This is a genomic window from Polaribacter sp. NJDZ03, assembly GCF_019263805.1.
GTDB lineage: Bacteria > Bacteroidota > Bacteroidia > Flavobacteriales > Flavobacteriaceae > Polaribacter.
Window position 1 is genome coordinate 3,699,084 of record NZ_CP079195.1, and the last position, 18,723, is coordinate 3,717,806.

At 29.2% G+C, this 18,723-nt stretch carries 10 protein-coding genes; 8 read left to right on the forward strand and 2 right to left on the reverse strand.

The window, feature by feature from the left end; genetic code table 11:
* Positions 1-10: 10 nt before the first annotated feature.
* A complete protein-coding gene (locus KV700_RS15770) occupies positions 11-913 on the reverse strand; it encodes a DMT family transporter (protein WP_218598456.1) in 903 nt (300 codons plus the stop codon).
* Positions 913-1,359, reverse strand: a complete 447-nt coding sequence (locus KV700_RS15775; RefSeq protein ID WP_218598457.1) for a GNAT family N-acetyltransferase — start codon at positions 1,357-1,359, stop codon at positions 913-915. The genes KV700_RS15770 and KV700_RS15775 overlap by 1 nt, the downstream gene beginning before the upstream one ends.
* A gap of 545 nt (positions 1,360-1,904) precedes the next feature.
* Here KV700_RS15775 and KV700_RS15780 point away from each other — a divergent pair.
* The 8 genes from KV700_RS15780 to KV700_RS15815 all read left to right on the forward strand — a co-directional run bounded on the left by KV700_RS15780 (position 1,905) and on the right by KV700_RS15815 (position 18,694).
* Complete coding sequence (locus KV700_RS15780; protein ID WP_218598458.1) at positions 1,905-3,494, forward strand: FMN-binding glutamate synthase family protein; 1,590 nt, start codon at positions 1,905-1,907, stop codon at positions 3,492-3,494.
* A gap of 286 nt (positions 3,495-3,780) precedes the next feature.
* Positions 3,781-4,209 (forward strand): GNAT family N-acetyltransferase, encoded by a 429-nt coding sequence (locus tag KV700_RS15785; protein WP_218598459.1) that lies wholly within the window; start codon positions 3,781-3,783, stop codon positions 4,207-4,209.
* A 398-nt stretch (positions 4,210-4,607) separates the two neighbouring features.
* Positions 4,608-8,735 (forward strand): hybrid sensor histidine kinase/response regulator transcription factor, encoded by a 4,128-nt coding sequence (locus KV700_RS15790; RefSeq protein WP_218598460.1) that lies wholly within the window; start codon positions 4,608-4,610, stop codon positions 8,733-8,735.
* 260 nt (positions 8,736-8,995) lie between these two features.
* On the forward strand, positions 8,996-11,827 hold the full coding sequence (locus KV700_RS15795; RefSeq protein ID WP_218598461.1) for a PQQ-binding-like beta-propeller repeat protein: 2,832 nt from the start codon (positions 8,996-8,998) through the stop codon (positions 11,825-11,827).
* 263 nt (positions 11,828-12,090) lie between these two features.
* Complete coding sequence (locus KV700_RS15800; RefSeq protein ID WP_218598462.1) at positions 12,091-13,566, forward strand: sulfatase; 1,476 nt, start codon at positions 12,091-12,093, stop codon at positions 13,564-13,566.
* 9 nt (positions 13,567-13,575) lie between these two features.
* Entirely contained in the window at positions 13,576-15,384 is a 1,809-nt protein-coding gene (locus tag KV700_RS15805; protein ID WP_254712933.1) for a right-handed parallel beta-helix repeat-containing protein, read from the forward strand.
* Between the two features lie 6 nt (positions 15,385-15,390).
* Positions 15,391-17,670: a beta-galactosidase gene (locus KV700_RS15810; RefSeq protein WP_218598463.1), complete on the forward strand. Its 2,280-nt coding sequence runs from the start codon at positions 15,391-15,393 to the stop codon at positions 17,668-17,670.
* 136 nt (positions 17,671-17,806) lie between these two features.
* Positions 17,807-18,694, forward strand: coding sequence for a sialate O-acetylesterase (locus tag KV700_RS15815; protein ID WP_218598464.1), 888 nt, complete (start codon positions 17,807-17,809; stop codon positions 18,692-18,694).
* Positions 18,695-18,723: the final 29 nt, after the last annotated feature.

Genomic DNA, 18,723 nt, shown 5'->3' on the forward strand with positions numbered 1-18,723 from the left:
ATTTTAAAATTTATCCGCGAGGAACTAATTTTGGATCTTTCTTTTTCTCTCTAATTAAGTAAATTCCGATTAAAATTAATGCGCCACCAAAAACATACCAAAAAGTAAATTTTTCTCCATCTAAAACACCCCAAATCACCGCAACAATTGGTAGTAAATAACTAGCAGTACTTGCAAAAACAGCAGAGGTGTCTTGTATTAATTTAAAATATAATAACATGGCAATTGCGGTACCAAAAACGGTTAAAAAAGCCAAATAACTTAAAGGTTCTGTAAATTCTGGCTTCATTTCAAAATTTTGAATAAAACCAGTAAAATATAAAATAACTAAAGATGGAATTGCCCAGATAGAATATATTGCTGCAGTTAATTTTATAGCATTTAAATTAGGTATTCTCTCTTTTATAACCACTGCATTTACACCATAAGATGCACCTGCAAGTACAACCAACATTACATACCAAAAGTTAGAATCTTCTGCATTTGCTTCAGAAAAATAAATAATACTTGCAGCACCCAAAAAACCAATTATGGCACCCAGAATTTGTGTTTTTTTACTTTTAATTCTAAATAATAAAAAACCAAAAATCATTACAAAAATGGGTACTAAAGAATCTAAAATTCCTGCCAGAGAACTACTTACTTGTGTTTGTGCAATAGGGAATAAATACATTGGTAAGAAATTACCAAAGAAACCAGCAATTGTTACCCATAAAATTGTTTTTTTAGACATTTTAAAAAGCGCAGGAATACCAATAAAGGCTAAAAGTAAACCGGAACCAACAACCCTTATTGCACCAATTTCATAAGGAGAAAAAACTACCAATGATTTTTTTATCAGCATAAATGAGCTTCCCCAGGTTAATGCAATTACAAGTAATAAAAACCATTTATTGTTTATGAGGTTTTTCATTAACTATTTTTTAATGTCATAATAATTCTTTTTTCATTCTCTAGAAAATAGTTTTCTAAAATTGTTTCGCCTTTAAAACTTAACTCTTTATAAATTTTAATTGCTGGAGCATTATCAGGATGCACTGTTAAGCATATTTCTAAACAATTTTCCTCTTTTAAAAGGTTGACTAATTTATTGGTTAGTTGTTTTCTTATTTGTTTGCTTCTCGCTTCAGGATGCACTCCTAATGATAAAATCCATGCTTTTTTGTTGTTAGTGTTTAAAGCACCTACTGCAAAACCTAAAATTTTATTATTTTCTTTGGCTACAATAAATAAATTATTAGAAATATCAAATAGTTGACGAATTACAAAAGCAGGGTAACTACCTGCATTAAAAACAAGTTGCTCAAGTGCTAACACATCTTTTAAGTCTTCTTCTTTTACAGTTTGAATAGTAATCATATTCTTTTTTTTATGTTGCTGCTTTTATAATTTAAAATACTAGTTATTACCTGCATGCAGAAGTAAAACAAAATTAGTAAAGATTCTTATAAAACGATTATACTTCTAAAAAGAAAAAAGAGAATTATTAGTAAAGGAAAATGTGAATATTTACTAGTTTTTTAGAAATGAAAAGGAGTAAATCAACCAAAAATCTACCATATTATAAATCATTTAAAATTGTTTAACAATGCTATAAGGGTAAATGTAACTATTACTAATTTAGTTTTTATAAGTTTAATTAAAAAAAACACAAATATGGTATTGGTTGGCAATGTGGATAAGTAAGAAGAGGTAAAGTATTGCTGCCGTTTTATTTTACTAAAATGGCTATAACTCCTATCTTTTAAAATTTAATCTTTTAAAAACATAGTTTTATACTGTGGTTACAAGGTTTTTTTTAGAGGAATATAATTCATAGATTTACAAATTAATCTTGTTGTTAAATTTGATTGAATTAAAATAATCTATTAAAGTAAACTTCTTCAACAAAATCAATTTATCTTATGAAAGTTCGTGAATATTTTATAATCATTTCTATTCTTATTACAGCTGCTGTTATTGTTATTGCACAATTTTGGTTTCCAATTATTTGGTCTTTTTTATTGATTGGTCCGTTAATTATTTTGGGACTTTTTGATGTTTTTCAAACAAAACATACTATTAGACGTAATTTTCCATTGTTAGGTAGGTTTAGATATATTTTAGAATCCGTAAGGCCCGAAATTATGCAGTATTTTGTAGAAACAGATACTGAAGGGAGACCATTAAACCGAATTTTAAGATCTTTAGTATATAGAAGAGCAAAGGGAGAAAATGATACTGAACCTTTTGGGACTCAGATGGATTTGTACCATTCTGGTTATGAGTGGTTAGAACACTCTATGTATGCTAAACATAATCCAAAAGAAATTGAAGAATTTCCAAGGTTATTAATTGGTGGTAAAGATTGTAAACAACCTTATTCTTCTAGTTTACTTAATATTTCTGCAATGAGTTTTGGTTCTTTAAGTAAAAATGCTGTTTTAGCATTAAACAAAGGTGCAAAAATGGGGAATTTTGCACATAATACTGGTGAGGGAGCAATTAGTCAATACCATTTAGAACATGGAGGAGATTTAATTTGGCAAGTTGGTACAGGGTATTTTGGTTGTAGAAATGAAGACGGAACTTTTAATGATACAACATTTAGAGAAAATGCCATTAAACCATCGGTTAAAATGATAGAAATTAAACTATCGCAAGGTGCTAAACCTGGTCATGGTGGAATTTTACCAGCTTCAAAAAATACAGAAGAAATTGCAAAAATAAGACACGTAAAACCAGGTATTGCGGTGCATTCTCCACCATCTCATTCAGCTTTTTCGAACCCAATTGAATTTATGTATTTTATTAAAAAGTTAAGAGAACTTTCTGATGGAAAACCGATTGGTTTTAAATTATGTTTAGGAAGAAAACAAGAGTTTATGGATTTTTGTGAAGCGATGATTTTTACAGGAATACAACCCGATTTTATTACAGTAGATGGTGGAGAAGGAGGAACTGGTGCTGCGCCAGTAGAATTCTCTAATTCAATGGGAATGCCATTGCGTGAAGGTTTAATTTTTGTACACGATACGCTAGTTGGTTTTGGATTAAGAAAAGATATTAAAGTAATTGTAGCGGGGAAAATTATATCAGGATTTCACATGGCTAGAGCAATTTCTTTAGGAGCAGATGGTTGTAATAGTGCACGTGCAATGATGCTTGCCATTGGTTGTATACAAGCGCTACAGTGTAATTCTAATACTTGTCCTGTTGGTGTAGCAACTCAAAATAAATCTTTAGTAAAAGGATTAGTTGTAGAGGATAAAGCACCAAGAGCAAAAAGATATCACGACGCGACTATTCATAGTTTTTTAGAACTGGTTGCGGCTGCAGGTTTAAATGAACCTAGTGAGCTAACAAGAGATCATATTAGTAAAAGAGTAGGTTTATATAATGTAAAAACTTACGAAGATATTTATCCTTACTTAAAAGAAGGGTGTTTGCTTGATATAAGTACGATTCCTTTAGATTATAAAAAATTCTTTCATCTTACAAGAGTTATGAGTTAGATAAACGAACTCTGAATATAAAGTTGATATTTTCTACATAGAAAGTATCAACTTTTTTTTTGTTTAAAATGTACAGATAATTCTTACATACCAAATTATAGAAACGCTTTGTTTTTATAGTTTACCTTATTTATCGCTTTAATTTATCTGAAGAAGAGAAGATAAGATAACTAAAAAATAGTGTATTTTTTAAAAATCTAAATGAATAAGTTAGTAGCTAACATTGAAGATTTTTTATTTAAATTTAGGCTTTGTGAATAATGAATTAAAATTAAATTTTATTGTGATGAAAATTTATAAGTTAGAAACAGTTAATGATAATATTTTAGAAGCATTTAGAAAGTTAATACCACAACTTAGCACTAGTTGTATATTACCTAGCCAAAAAGATTTGGAAGATATTGTTGGCTCTGATAATACGGTACTTTTTATAGCCGAAGAAAATAGTAATATATTAGGTACGCTAACTCTTGTTTTTAATAAGATACCTACCGGTAATAAAGTTTGGATAGAAGATGTAGTGGTTGATAATGCTGCAAGAGGTAAGGGAGTTGGAGAAAAATTAACTCAATTAGCTATAGAATATACATCTAATAAAGGTATTAAAAACATCAATTTAACATCGAGTCCAGATAGAGTTGCAGCTAATAAATTATATCAAAAACTAGGTTTTATCAAAAGAGAAACAAATGTTTATAGACTAACAATTGAATAGTTTTTTGTTAAATACTCAATAAATGATTTAAGTAACATCATTTTAGTTTTTTATTGTTTGAGATATTTCCTTGAATGAGACATTGACTTTTTTAATATAGAAGAACCTCAATGTGAATTATTTTAAAATTATCATAGAAAAGTTTAACTTATTCCTGAAATAAAATGAAGTCAATTTTACATTTAAGTTTTCCTTTATTTCATACTTCATTTAAATCTTCTGAAGAAAAGTAATTTTAAAGAAATATTTTAAGTTTTGTTACTTATATTAAAGATCTTAATATAGAAAAGACACTCAATAAAAGAAGTATATTTTTTCTAACTCATTATAGATTCATTATTATCTTAAAACAGAAAAACTTTAGTATTTTTATTGCCTTATTAAACTTCCATACGCCAATGTTAAAAAAATATTGCTTCGCTTTTTTACTTACATTTTTTTGTGTAATTAGCTTTTTTTCTCAAGAAAAAGAAATTGAGTATGCAAAAAAAATCACTATTTCTGATGGTTTAGCGCATAATGGAGTTACCTCCGTTTTAAATGACAGCAATGGTTTTTTATGGGTTGGAACTTATGAGGGAATTAATAAATATGATGGTTACAAGCTAGTTACTTTTAAAAATACTATAGATAAAGATATTCTTACAAGTAACAGAGTTAGGTCTATTACAGAAGATCATAAAAAAAATATTTGGATTGGTACGGATCAGGGTGTAACGATATATAAGTCTTCTCAAGAAAAATTTGTGAAATTATATTCCAATAAACTTATGGGAAAAGACAACAGTGGCCCCATAATAAGAAAAGTTTTTATTAATAAGAAAAACAACAAGATTTACTGTTTAACAGAAGGTAACGGAGTCTTTCTCTTCGATGAAAATTATAAGTTAATAAATCGCTTTGTTCCAAAAGTAAACGAACCTAACAATTTAAAGTTTTATGATGTTTTAGAATTGAATGATGAAAATTTAGTCTTTATCACATCACAAGGTTTGTATTTTTTTGATATCCTAAAAAATAGTTTTAAAAGGATATTGGATAAAAATATCAATTATGCAACCGGAATTACTAAAGTAAATGAATCTCTATTTTTAATTAATTTAGAGTATGGTTTAGGAGTAGTTTGCTACAATGCGGAAAAAAATGAATTTACTTTTAAAGAACAAATATTATCAGAAAAGCAGTTAAATAACTTAAGTATAGATAATAATGGAGATTTATGGGTAGGTACTTTAAATAAGGGGATTATTAAAATTAATGACATTAAAAAGAACCTAACCTGTAAAAGTATAAAACCTTTTAAAATACAATATTTTAATGATGGTGTAGATAGATTAAGAATTAGTAGTATAATTTCTGCGGCTAATAACATTTGGGTTGGTACTTTTAATAAAGGTTTATATCAGTTTGATATAAAAGAAACGCCTTTTAAGAAGTATAATAAAAAAATGGGGTACAAATATGGTATTGCATCTAATACGATTACTCATTTTTCTGATTTAGATAGTAAAAGAGTCTATATTACTGGTGTTTTTGGAGGTCTTGCTTTGTTTAATACAGAAACAGAATTATTTGAACCCTTACCTTTTAATGTACCTAAAAATCAATTATTAAGTGTTTCTTCTGTTTTTGTAGATTCAAAAAAAAATACTTGGCTAAAAATTGCAGGGGTTGGTTTCTTTAGGGTAAAACCAGGAAGTAGAAATCTAGAAAAAATTACATCTAGTAATTTTATAAATAGTCCATTACAAGCTTTTAGATCTTTTACCGAAGATAGATATGGAAATATTTGGATTGGTGCTAGTCAAGGTGTTTTTAAAATAACTATAGATAATTCAAATACAATTAAAAATATAGAATCTTTAAATGATAACCCTTATTTTGATTCTAAAAAAATTGCATTAGCAAGATATATTTATGCAGATCCACAAAAGAATTTTATCTGGATTGGAGTCGATTCAGATGGATTGTTTAGAGTTGATAATCTTAAAGGTACACCATTAGAAGAGTTAAGTATTCATCAATTTTTAAATGATAAAAATGATAAAACTTCAATATCAAGTAATTTTGTAACTTCAATTTTAAGGTTGCCAAATGGCGATTTATGGGTTGGAACCGAGAGTGGTGGAATTTGTAAAGTAGAAACAAAAGATAATGGACTAACCTTTACTTCTTTTACAGAAAAAGATGGACTTTCAAATAATGTTGTAAAGAGTATATTGGCAGATAATGATAATAGTTTATGGATTTCTACTAATATTGGTTTAAATAAATTCGATTTAAAAAGTAAGGTTTTTAGAAAGTTTAATTTGGTAGATGGTTTGCCTTTTGAAGACTTTTTATTTTCTTCAGAAAAATTGAAGAACGGTACACTTCTTTTTTCTGGAGTAGATGGTTTTTGTTATTTTAATCCGGATAAGATTATTAATAAAGAAGAATTGCCTAAAGTTCAATTAGAGAATTTTAAAATATTTAATCGTACAATTTCTCCCGGAGATACCATTAAAGATAGGGTGATTTTAAAAAGTAGTTTATCAGAATTAAATGAGATACAACTACAACATGATGAAAACGTGTTTTCTTTTGATATTGCAAGCCTACATTTTTCTAATCCTAAAAACCATTCATTAAAGTATAAGTTACATCCAATTAATAAAGATTGGGTAGTAACAGCATCAAATAATAATGTTGTTAACTACAGTGGTTTACAACCAGGAAAGTATGAGTTAAGTTTTATGGCTTCGAATTCATTAAATGAATGGACAGCACCTAAAAAGCTTAAGATTGTAATTGTTCCTCCTTTTTGGAAAACCAACACTGCTTATTTTATTTACGCATTGTTAATTTTACTAATACTTTATTTAATTATTTCGACGATCACTAAAATTCAATCTTTAAATCATAATGTAGCCATAGAGAAATTAGAAAAAGACTCTGTAAAAGAATTAAATGAATCTAAATTACGGTTTTTCTCTAACATTTCTCATGAAATTAAAACACCAATAACACTTATTTCTGGTCCTGTAGATGTTTTATTAGATCGGTATAAGAATAATTTAGATGTGTCGGAAAAATTAAGTTTGGTGAAACGTCAAACTAAAAAAATAAAACAATTAGTAGATCAAGTTCACGATTTTAGAAGGGCAGAAGCTAATTTGTTAAAAATGCATTATACGCGTTTTAACTTTAATGATTTTTTACAAGAATTAGCAAATGATTTTATGTTTTTGGCAAGTAAAGATCAGAAAGAATTTCAGCTTGTTGCTAAAAATAAAAATATTATAGTCTCTGGTGATAAGAGTAAAATTGAAAAGATTTGCAATAATTTAATTAACAATGCTTTTAAATATACCAAGGCAGGAGACACTATTAAAATTGAATTTAGTTATGATGAGAAAGATTTAAATGTATCTGTTACAGATACAGGAATGGGAATAGATGAGGTAGATTTAGAGCATGTTTTTGAAAGGTTTTATCAATCGGAATCTACGCAAAAGGAGCATATTGCAGGTTCTGGTATTGGTTTGGCTTTTTCAAAAAAATTAGTAGAGATGCATTATGGTTACATAAATGCAACTAGTAAAGTTAATGAAGGAACTACTATAAGTTTTCAATTACCAATAGTAAAACAACAAGTAGAAGAAGATGAAGTTTTAGATAAAAAAACGGTAGAGTTACCAAAAGAAAAAGAAATTGTAATTGATAAACAAATTGTAGAAGAAGATTTAACAACGGTAACTGTTAGTGGCGAATTTTCTGATGCTTTAGTTTTTTATGCTGAAGATAATTTAGAAATGAGAACCTACGTTACGGGTATTTTGTCTAAATATTTTACAGTTAGGGCTTTTAGAGACGGACAAGAATGTTTAGAGGCTTTAGAAAATAATTGGCCAGATATTGTAATTAGTGATGTGCAAATGCCACAGCTAAATGGCTTAGATTTATGTATTGCAATTAAATCTGATTTAAAAACAAGTCATATCCCTGTAATTTTACTTACAGCATTAATAAATATAGAAGATCATGTTAGAGGCTTAAGAGATGGAGCAGATGCCTACATAAAGAAACCTTTTAATGTACAGCGTTTAATTACAAATACAGAAGCGTTACTTAATAACAGAAAACAATTAAGAGAAAGGTATCAGGTTGGTATTCCGTTAACCAAAGAAAATAATAAGAATAATAGAAATGACAATGCTTTTTTAGAGAAGCTTTATAGTATTATGGAAGAGAATCTAGATAATCAAGATTTTGACATTAATACACTAGCCAAAGAATTGTATTTGAATAGAACACATTTTTACCAAAAAGTAAAAGTATTGACCAATCAAACTCCTTTTGAGTTGATAAAAATGTATCGTTTAAAAAAGGCAGCACAATTTCTGGTAAATCAAAAATTATCTGTAAACGAAGTTTTTTTAATGACAGGTTTTAAAAGTAGAACACATTTTACAAAAATTTTTAAAGAAAAATACAACGTCTCACCAAGTAAATATGGGGCAGAGAACGATAATAAACTTTCATAATAATTAATTTATTCTTTTAATTAAAAGTGTTGCTGTTAAGAAAACTTAATCCACAAAAGGCGCAAGCTTCTAGTGCAGCTCCAGAAGCTCCTGGGCTGGATTTTAATTTTAAAATAATATTATAAATGAAAACGCTACATATTTTATGTGGCGTTTTTTTATTATCTAGATTTACGCATGCATACTTTTAATATATTCACAAGTACAAGTAGAAACTTTTAAATAGCTTATTTTATAGTAAGTTTAAAAACGAACCATATATGAATCAAATTCTTAAAAAGTCTTTACTAATTGCAGTTACGTTATTAGTGAGTTTTAACTGTTCATCTAATAAGCCAAATACGATGAAGGATGATAAAGCAATCGTTAGTATAGAAACGGTACTAACCATATTAAAAGTGAGAACGGCTATTAATAAAGGAAGTTCTTATATAGTAGCAAACAGTTATGAAGGAACTTTGTTAGGGGTTTCTTTTGATGGAAAAATTCTTTGGAAAAATGCTTTGTCTGGTTTTATGAATCATGATGTTTGGGTACGAGATTTAGATAATGATGGTAAAGATGAAATTTTAGCAGCAAATGCTGATGGGAATATTTATTGTTTAAATGCTGAAGGAAAATTATTGTGGAGTTTTAAAAAGAATGATGCACCTATGTTTGCAGTTACTGCAATTAAAAAAGACAATAAAATGTATGTTGTAGCTGGTGGCTTTGATAAGAAAATCTATTACTTAGATGCAAAAGGGAAGGAAGTAAAAGAAATTGAAACGTCCACTTTTTCAATTGAAAAATCATATAAAAAAGTTGGTCAAAAAAGAGCTCCGAATAATGTGAGCATGACTAATTTTATAAGAGTTGTAGAGAACAAAGACCAGACCGAAACTTTAGTAGTTTTGGGTACCAACAATCACATGCAGAATGTAGGAACTTTGTACTTTTTTAATCCTTTAGAAAATCTTCCTTTTAAAAAGAAACCAATTCAACAAGATAAATCTGTAAAGGGAAAACTAAGAATTAGACCCATAGGAGATTTAAAAATTGTTGATTATGATAATGATGGTGAAAAGGAAATTTTATTGGGTGCATCTGCTCATGTAAATGATTTGTTGGTAACATTGTACAGTATTAAAGAAGATACATTTACTTTTCATAAATTAGATAAAATTAGTTTTGGTTATGATATTGCACATTCTGAAGTGATTAAACAAAACGGAAAAGATATTTTATTATCAAGAGCCGGAAGTCAAATTCATTTATATGAAAAAGGGAATTATAAAACTTCTGTAGAAAGATTGGTAAGTACGTATGCGTATAATGATTTATGGAAAGACCCAACAACAAATAATATTATTTTGGCAAGTAGCCAAAGTGGAGGAAGTCAGATTCATATTATCAATACAGAAAATAAAAATTGGAAAAAGGAATTTAAAAACTTACATCCTCAAGGTAAAATTGCTTCCATTTTAGAGAACACAAAAATTATCAGAAATAATTTAGATCAGTTTCAGAAACCAGATTATCAAGAAAAATCACAACCGGTTTATTTTATGACCGAAAAAGTACCGGATAATTTAGTAGGTTTAAAAAATGAAATTTCTAAAAATTATGATTCGCCAGTTTTCTTAAACTCATTACACATGAGAGAAGTAGAAAATTGGGATCGTTCTCAAGTCACCAATGAAAAATATAAAAATTCTAGAGATAGAAGAAAGAAATATACATTAACAAGTGATGAAGCTTTAACGCAAATTACCAATCAGTTTAATGGAGAACCAGGTATTGCTTATTGGGCAGGTCATGGTAACGATCCGTATATGTTTCATATAAACACTACAAAGAAAGTTGTAGATATGGCTAACGGAAAGAAAACAGTTTTAATTTATCCAGAAATGGAAGATCATTCAGATAATTTAAACTTTTTGGTCGATGATTTAGTGTATCCTTTGGCAAAATATGTACAAGGAAAAAATGCCAATATATTTTTAAGGTCTAAGCATGTTTCTTGGTTGGGTAGTAATTATAACAAACCTTGGTCTCGATTAATGTCTGGCGAGTTTGCAGATGTTTTTGTTCCTTCTATGGAAGAAACTACAGATAAATCTATGGAACTTAGTTTGGCAGGTAGAACTGGTATGTGGGCAAGTGGAGCAGTCAATTCTTGGGGAACAAGGTCTGTGCCAGACAATGCTTCTTTTGATAGATCTAGACAATTAGGATACCAGAGGTTGCCAAATCATTTTTTAAGAATGTTAATTTTTCACACTTCTTACGGAGCACAATACATTAATAACTTTGCGGTAGATCAAGACTATTTAAGTGTTTATTGGGAGTTGATTGCAAAAGGAGCTTTATATGTGCCAAAAAGAAATGAAATTTTAAGTTTTTCGCCAGTTCATGTAAGTATGAAAGAACCAGATCATCATTATATAGATGAAGGTTCTAATGTAAAATGGAGTATTTTTTATGATGAAGAATTTGAAAAAAATAATCCGTATGCAATTAGTAGATTAAGTGGTTCTTGGCCAGGAGCAGCAGTTACAGAATGGGATTTTTCTAGATATGCTGCAGGAGTAAAAGAAAGAAGATTAAACTTTTTAGCGCCTTATGAAAACGGATTGGTATTAATTACACCACCTCAAAAAGGAGTTTTTGCTCAGAAAAATGTAGTAAGAAAATCACTTTCAGAAAATTTACACCCTTTTTATAAAAACATTTTAAAGGAATATATTACAGACGGACATAATTATTATTCAGCGGATGGAAGTCAAACTTATAAAGCCGATGAATATTACAAAATAATAGAAAAAGAGATTAAAGAAAGTGCTAAAAAGCTACCTGTTACTGTTTCTGGTGATGTTGCTTGGGTAGTTGCACAAACCTCTCCAAAACATTTAAGATTAACCATTTTAGATAACGGGTATATCAACCCGGAAGAGAGCTCTGCAATTGTAAGTTTTAATGATATTAAGATAAAAAAAATTACTGATATTTTAAGTGAAGAAGCGTTTAAAGTAGAAAATTCTTCATTAAAAATAAATATCCCTTTAGGTGCTTTTAGATTTATAGATATAGAGTTAGAGAAGGCGTTTTAAGAATAAATTATTGGTAGATACAAGAAATGTATTCTCAAAAACAAGCGCTGTACGATTGTTTTAGAACTTTACAGTAGTTACAAAGTGTAAAATTTACAATGAGGTTTTAGATGAAATATTTTGGTTGTTTTTTCTTTTTTAATAGATATTAAAGAGTAAAAATCAATCACTAAAAAAAGATGTTTCCATATAAACCTTAGAATTTATTTTGTAAAAATGACTAATACTAAAAGTTCTCTAACTAAAAAAAATGATAATCAATTATGTATTTAAAAAGGACTAATTATATAAAAATACTATTTGCAATAGTTGTATTGGGGTTTATTGCGTGTAAAGAAAAACAAAAGGAAGTTGCGCAGGTATCAAAAAGTAATCAACCAAATATTATTTTATTTGTTGCAGATGATCACGGTACCGATGCCATTGGTGCGTATGGAAATCCGGTTATTAAAACTCCAAATTTAGATCAATTAGCATCAGAAGGAGTAAAGTTTACAAACGCCTATTGTACCAGTGCAAGTTGTGCGGCAAGTAGATCTGTTATTTTATCAGGTAAATTTGGTCACGCAACAGGATCTTATGGTCACGTGCATGATTATCATCACTTTAGTACGTATGATACAGAAACGTCTTTACCTGTTATTATGGAGAAATCTGGTTACGAAACTGCAAGAATTGGTAAATACCATGTAGCTCCAGAAAAAGTGTATCACTTTAATCAGGTTTTAGAAGCAGATCCTAGAAATACCGTTGAAATGGCAGATGCTTGTGCCGATGTTTTAAAATCAGACAAACCATTTTTCTTATACTTCTGTACAGATGATCCTCATAGAGGACACCCTTTTGAACCAGAACAATGGGATACACCGAATAGTTTTGGAAATAAAAAAGAAGGTTATAAAGATGTAGAAACTGTAATTTATAATCCAGAAGATGTTTTAGTCCCTTCTTTTTTACCAGACACAAAACAGACTAGAGAAGAAATTGCACAATATTACCAGAGTATTTCTAGAATAGACCAAGGTTTTGGTAAGTTGATGAAAATGTTACAAGAAACGGGTAAGGCAGATAACACTATTGTTATTTATATTTCTGATAACGGAATGGCTTTTCCAGGTGCTAAAACTACCGTTAATGAACCAGGAATTAAATTGCCTTGTATTATAAAAGATCCAACAAAGGGTACAAAAGGGACAACAAATAAAGCGATGATTTCTTGGGTAGATTTAACACCAACCATTTTAGATATGGCAAAAATTGAATTTAAAAAAGAGCAATTTCACGGAAAATCGTTCAATTCAATTTTAGATAAAGCAGATCCAGAAGGTTGGGACGAAATTTATGCTTCACATACGTTTCATGAAATTACTATGTACTACCCAATGAGAGTGGTTAGAAGTAAAAATTACAAGTTAATTTGGAATATTGCTTATAGGTTAGAGTATCCTTTTGCATCCGATTTATGGGCGTCTTCTACTTGGCAAAGTATTTATAGGAACAAAATAGAATATTTTGGACCTAAAAAAGTACAAGATTTTCTATTTAGACCAAAATTTGAATTGTATGATTTATCAAAAGATAAAAATGAGCTAGATAATCTTGCATATAAAGAAGAATTTAGTGATGTCTTAGAGTCGATGAAAAGTAAGATGAAAAAATTTCAAAAAGAGACCTCAGATCCTTGGATGATTATGTGGGGGCATGATGCATCTTTACAAGGTTCTGGAGTTAATTTATAAAAAGCGATTATGATAAACAGTTTATATAAAATAGTAGCAGTATTTATTTTTTTTGCAACGATCAATAGCAATGCAACTGAAATAATTAATATAAAGCACAGCAAAGGAGATATGACTTTGGTTGTGAGAGAAGCAATTGAAAATGCAAAAACCAAAGACATTAAATTGGTGTTTGAAAAAGGAAATTACTTTTTTAAAACAGATTATGCGGTTGGTAAATTCTTGTATGTTACAAATCATGGAAATGGGTTTAAAAAAATCATTTTTAATTTTGAAAACTTTAATTCCGTTGAAATAGAAGGAAATGATTCTGAATTTATTTTTAGAGGTCAAACATTACCATTTGTATTTGATGGATTACATAAGATTGATGTAAAAAACATAACTATAGATTGGGATATTCCTTTTTCTTTTCAAGGAGATGTTACTGCAGTAAATGAAAAAGAACAGTGGTATGAGCTAAAACCATATACAAAAGGGTTTTCATGGAAACTTAGTAAAGGTAGGATTGAATTTCCTGGAATCAATCATTTTAATTTTACGTCTTTAGGCAGCTCTTTGCCACACAATAAAGAAACAAAAGCAGTAGATTATGGAGCTTGGGATGCAAGCTTAGAATCTAATTTTGTAGAAAAAAGACCGAATGGAATTTTACGTTTTTATGATAAAAACCTTAAAAAATATCCAAGAGTAGGTTCTGTATTACAATCTAAAGGAGATAAATTAAACAATAGATATGCTCCTGCTTTTTTAACTAGAAATTCTAAAAACATAGAGTTTAATAATGTGACCATTCATCACGCTTTAGGAATGGGTTTTTTGTTTGAAAGATCTGAAGATATTAAAATTTTAAATTCAGGAATTTATATTAGAAAAGGCTCAGACAGAGTAATGTCTATTGTTGCAGATGCAACACATTTTGCAAATTGTAAAGGTGATATTTTAATTGAAGGTTGCCGACTTGAAGGCATGTATGATGATGGAACAAACGTACATGGAACCTATGTTGAAGTAAAAGAAATTCTAAATGATAAAACCGTTAGAATCGCCTTAATGCACGATCAACAAATGGGATTTGAGTTTGCAGGAATCAATGATGAGGTTTGGTTTATAAAACAACCAAATCCGCAAAGAGCGGAAATAAATACGGTAACTGCTGTAAAAGTAATTAACGATTATTATACAGATGTAACTTTTAAAAATGAAATTCCTGCAGGTTTAAAAACTGGAGATCTATTAGAAAACAAAACATGGAATCCTACTTTTACCATGCGAAAAAATATAATTAGAGATCACAGAGCAAGAAACATCATTATTAAAACTCCAAAGAAAATTATTATAGAAGACAACGATTTATCTTCTATGATGTCTTCCATTATGTTAAGGGGAGAAACGTTTTATTGGTTCGAATCTGGTAATGTAGAAGAAGTAATTATCAGAAATAACAGATTTGTAGATTGTGCAACAGGAGGCTCTGAACACGCAATTTTAAAAGTATCTCCAAGATTAGGGAAATCGTTTGATGATACGATAACGTATGATAGAAATATCACTTTCGAAAACAATTTTATTGAAACATTTGACAATAGAATAATTTGGGCAGATAGGGTAGATGGACTAATAATTAAAGGAAATACCATTAAACAAACCAACACTTTTAAAGTTCAGTTTCCAGATGCTTATATGTTCGATTTGATACATTGTAAGAATGTAGAAATTTCTAAAAACTCTTATTCAGGGGATAATAAAAATATTTTAAAAGCAGATGAAGCTTCTAAAAAAGAGTTGAAATTTAAGAGTAATAAAGGTTTAAAATAATACGTAATGAAACAGGTTCTTTTTTATGTGGTTTTATTTTTATCGGCAAATATAGTTCAAGCGCAATCTTTAGAAACAGCAGCGAATTCTAAAATTAAAATTTTAGAAAAATTAGTTAAAAAGGCAGAGAAAAAAAACATTGATGTTTTAAAGGAAAAAACGACTATTAGAACTGCAGAAATATTTTTAAAATATGCTAATTGGGATGATAAAAATGTAAAAGTAAATGAATCTTTATATAAACTAGTTCCTTCTTTTAAAATGGAAGCTACTAAAATGGCAGAAGATTTACCAAATTTCGAAAGAAAGGAAGTGAATTTAATGTTAGATAAAGCGATTTTAGAAATTGAATCATTACTAGACAAAAAGACGTTTAGAAAAGTGAGTCCGAATGTAGATTGGACAAAAGTCACCGTAGAAAATGACCAGTTAACGTTTAATAATCGACCTGTTTTTTTAGCGGATTATACTTGGAAACCTAAAACTAAAGAACTTACTGAGTTTCATGGAAATCAAGATAGTTTCTTTATAACGCCTACTTATGTTTCAAAAGAAGACGGAACTATCAATAAAAAAAGAATGGACTTATTGAACGAAAAAACGGATGGTTCTTTAGGTTTTATTTTTATGAATCATAAAGGTGTTCCAAAATGGGCAGAAGAAAAATACGGTCCAAATTTTTCTATGAGAGAAGATACCTATACTGCGTATGATATAGATAATCCTGGGGCAAGAGAAATTCAAACAAAATTATTAGAAGCTTTTGTACCAAAAATAGCAGGAAAAAAGTTTAGTCAGTTAGGATATATGTTGGTAAATGAACCTCATTTCTATACCTATACAGATGCGAAAAAGAAAAAATTACCCTGGGCTTCTGGTGGTGTTTCTCAATTTACAATTGAAAAGTTTAAAGTTTGGTTATCAAAGAAACATCAAAATATAGCTGCTTTAAATGCAGTTTGGAATACCAATTTTAAAGATTTTAATGATGTACAAATAGATATTCCTATTGATATCAGTTTAAAAGGATTGCCAATTTGGTATGATTGGGCTGCTTTTAATATGGATAGAGTAACAGATTGGTATGCCTTCTTAAAAACAGAAATAGCAAAACACGATGCAGATGCAAAAGTGCATTTAAAAATTATGCCAAATCTTTGGACGAATAACCAAAGAGTTCATGGAATAGATTTAGAAGCATTAACAGATTTAAGCGGAATTATTGGTAACGATTCTGGTGCCGATCACACCTATACCTGGGGGAAACCTCATGAATGGCAAAAACATTATGCTTTTGAATGGAGAGAGTTGTGTATGGGATATGATTTTATGAAATCTGTAAGTCCTAATAAAATAAACTTTAATTCTGAGTTACATTATTTATCAACAGTAAGGTCTCGTAAATTAGATTTAGACCCAAATTATGCAAGAGCTAGTTTTTGGTTGGCGCATTCTTACGGTATGACTGCAAGCCAGATTTGGTATTGGCCAAGAAACGCAGATGGTTCTATTTCCAATAAAGCAAAAAAGGATAAAGGGTATGCTGGTTCTAACAATCAGCAACCAAGAGTAACTAATGAAGTTGCCATGACGTTAATAGATTTGAATGCTAATTCAGAAGAAATAATGGCAATTCAAAGAGACAGAAAACCAGTCCGTTTGTTTTATTCTAAAACGTCTGCTATTAATAAAAAAGCACATATGGATGATCTTTATCGTTTGTATGAAGGTTTAAATTTTGAAGGAATTCCTTTAGGATTTATAACTGAAAATATCATTAAAAAACAGAATAATAAAAATTGGAATCTTGTTGCTGTGTATAATACTCCTTTTGTTACCAAAGATGAATTAAACGCCTTACAATCATATTTGAATAATGGAGGAACTATAATTATTGATGACATTAGTTTAGTGAAAAACGAATACGGAAACGAATTAATTGCTTTAACGAAAGGGAAGGGAACTATTATTAGATTGAATTCGGTTGCTAAAATTAGAAACGAAGTTTTATCACTCTTAAAAGAAAAAAATCTACTTTCTGATATTTCTATTGAAGAAACAAATACAGCAGATAGAAAAGGATGTATTTGGAGAGTTGTAAAAAACAATGCTGATAATAATGTATTGTCTATTGTAAATGTTGGTAATACAGACGCTTCACTAAAAATTTCATTAAAAGGTAATGAAAATATCATTTGTAAAGATTTAATAAAAGGAATAGCAGTTTCATCAACACCTATTTTAAAACCAAATGAGGTATATTTTGTTGAGGTTACTTTAAAATAATAAGGATACGAACTCCTGCAAGGTTTTTTTTTGACCTTGTAGGTATTTTAAATACTAAAAAGACGATTAAAATAGTCCTTGAAAAACACAATACCTACAAGGTTTTTGAAACCTGGCAGGTAAAAAAAATAATTTTATGAAATTATCTAAAATCTTATCAGTAGTATTAATAACCGTATTTTTTTCTTGTAAAACAGTCTTAATTTCTCAAGAGAAGAAAGAAGTCCAAGTTGTTTTATTAGCAGGACAATCTAATATGGCAGGAGCAGGTAATTATGATAATTTGGATGCATCCATCAAAGTAAGAATTGAAAAAGTTGCAAATAGAGTTTTTATAAGTCAGTCTAATACAGACCAAACACCATTGTCTTGGTATAAAAATAAACCAAGTGAAAAATACGATTTTACAAAACGTTTTGGTCCGGAATTAATGATTGGTTTAACCTTGGCAGAAAAATATCCTAACAAAGAATTTTTGTTGATAAAACACGCTAAAGGAGGTACTGCTTTATATGGAGCTTGGAACCCAGATTGGACTTTAGAAAAAGCGAAAGAAATAGAAAAAGGGGCAAAAAAACAAAGCTGGAATTTAGTTGAACAACACATCAATTTAATCAATGAGAACTTAGCTATTTTAAAGAAAAAAGGAAAGTCTTATAAAATTATTGGGTTTGCCTGGATGCAAGGAGAAAATGATGCTACTTTAGAAAAAGCAGCAAATAGTTACGCAGATAATTTAGAAAAATTAATAAAAAAGTACAGAACGACTTTTAATGTAGAAGAAATGCCGTTTGTTTTTGGTCAGATTAACTCTAGATACGGAATTAAAAAGGGCGCAAAAACGGTTAGAGAACAGATGGAAAAAGTACCATCAGCAGTAAAAAATGTGCGTTTAGTTAAAACAAGTACAGATACAAGTTGGTCGGATTTTCCTAAACATACAGACAATGTACACTACAATGCGGAGGGACAAAAAAGGTTAGGTGTACAATTGGCACAAGAATTAATAGATTTTCTAAAATAAGTTTATGAATAAGTTACTACTGAGTTTTT

What these genes read in the sequence shown, in the direction of transcription:
- KV700_RS15770 (WP_218598456.1), bottom strand. Translation starts at nt 913, where the DNA reads ATGAAAAACCTCATAAACAATAAATGGTTTTTATTACTTGTAATTGCA.
- KV700_RS15775 (WP_218598457.1), bottom strand. Translation starts at nt 1,359, where the DNA reads ATGATTACTATTCAAACTGTAAAAGAAGAAGACTTAAAAGATGTGTTA.
- KV700_RS15780 (WP_218598458.1), top strand. Translation starts at nt 1,905, where the DNA reads ATGAAAGTTCGTGAATATTTTATAATCATTTCTATTCTTATTACAGCT.
- KV700_RS15785 (WP_218598459.1), top strand. Translation starts at nt 3,781, where the DNA reads ATGAAAATTTATAAGTTAGAAACAGTTAATGATAATATTTTAGAAGCA.
- KV700_RS15790 (WP_218598460.1), top strand. Translation starts at nt 4,608, where the DNA reads ATGTTAAAAAAATATTGCTTCGCTTTTTTACTTACATTTTTTTGTGTA.
- KV700_RS15795 (WP_218598461.1), top strand. Translation starts at nt 8,996, where the DNA reads ATGAATCAAATTCTTAAAAAGTCTTTACTAATTGCAGTTACGTTATTA.
- KV700_RS15800 (WP_218598462.1), top strand. Translation starts at nt 12,091, where the DNA reads ATGTATTTAAAAAGGACTAATTATATAAAAATACTATTTGCAATAGTT.
- KV700_RS15805 (WP_254712933.1), top strand. Translation starts at nt 13,576, where the DNA reads ATGATAAACAGTTTATATAAAATAGTAGCAGTATTTATTTTTTTTGCA.
- KV700_RS15810 (WP_218598463.1), top strand. Translation starts at nt 15,391, where the DNA reads ATGAAACAGGTTCTTTTTTATGTGGTTTTATTTTTATCGGCAAATATA.
- KV700_RS15815 (WP_218598464.1), top strand. Translation starts at nt 17,807, where the DNA reads ATGAAATTATCTAAAATCTTATCAGTAGTATTAATAACCGTATTTTTT.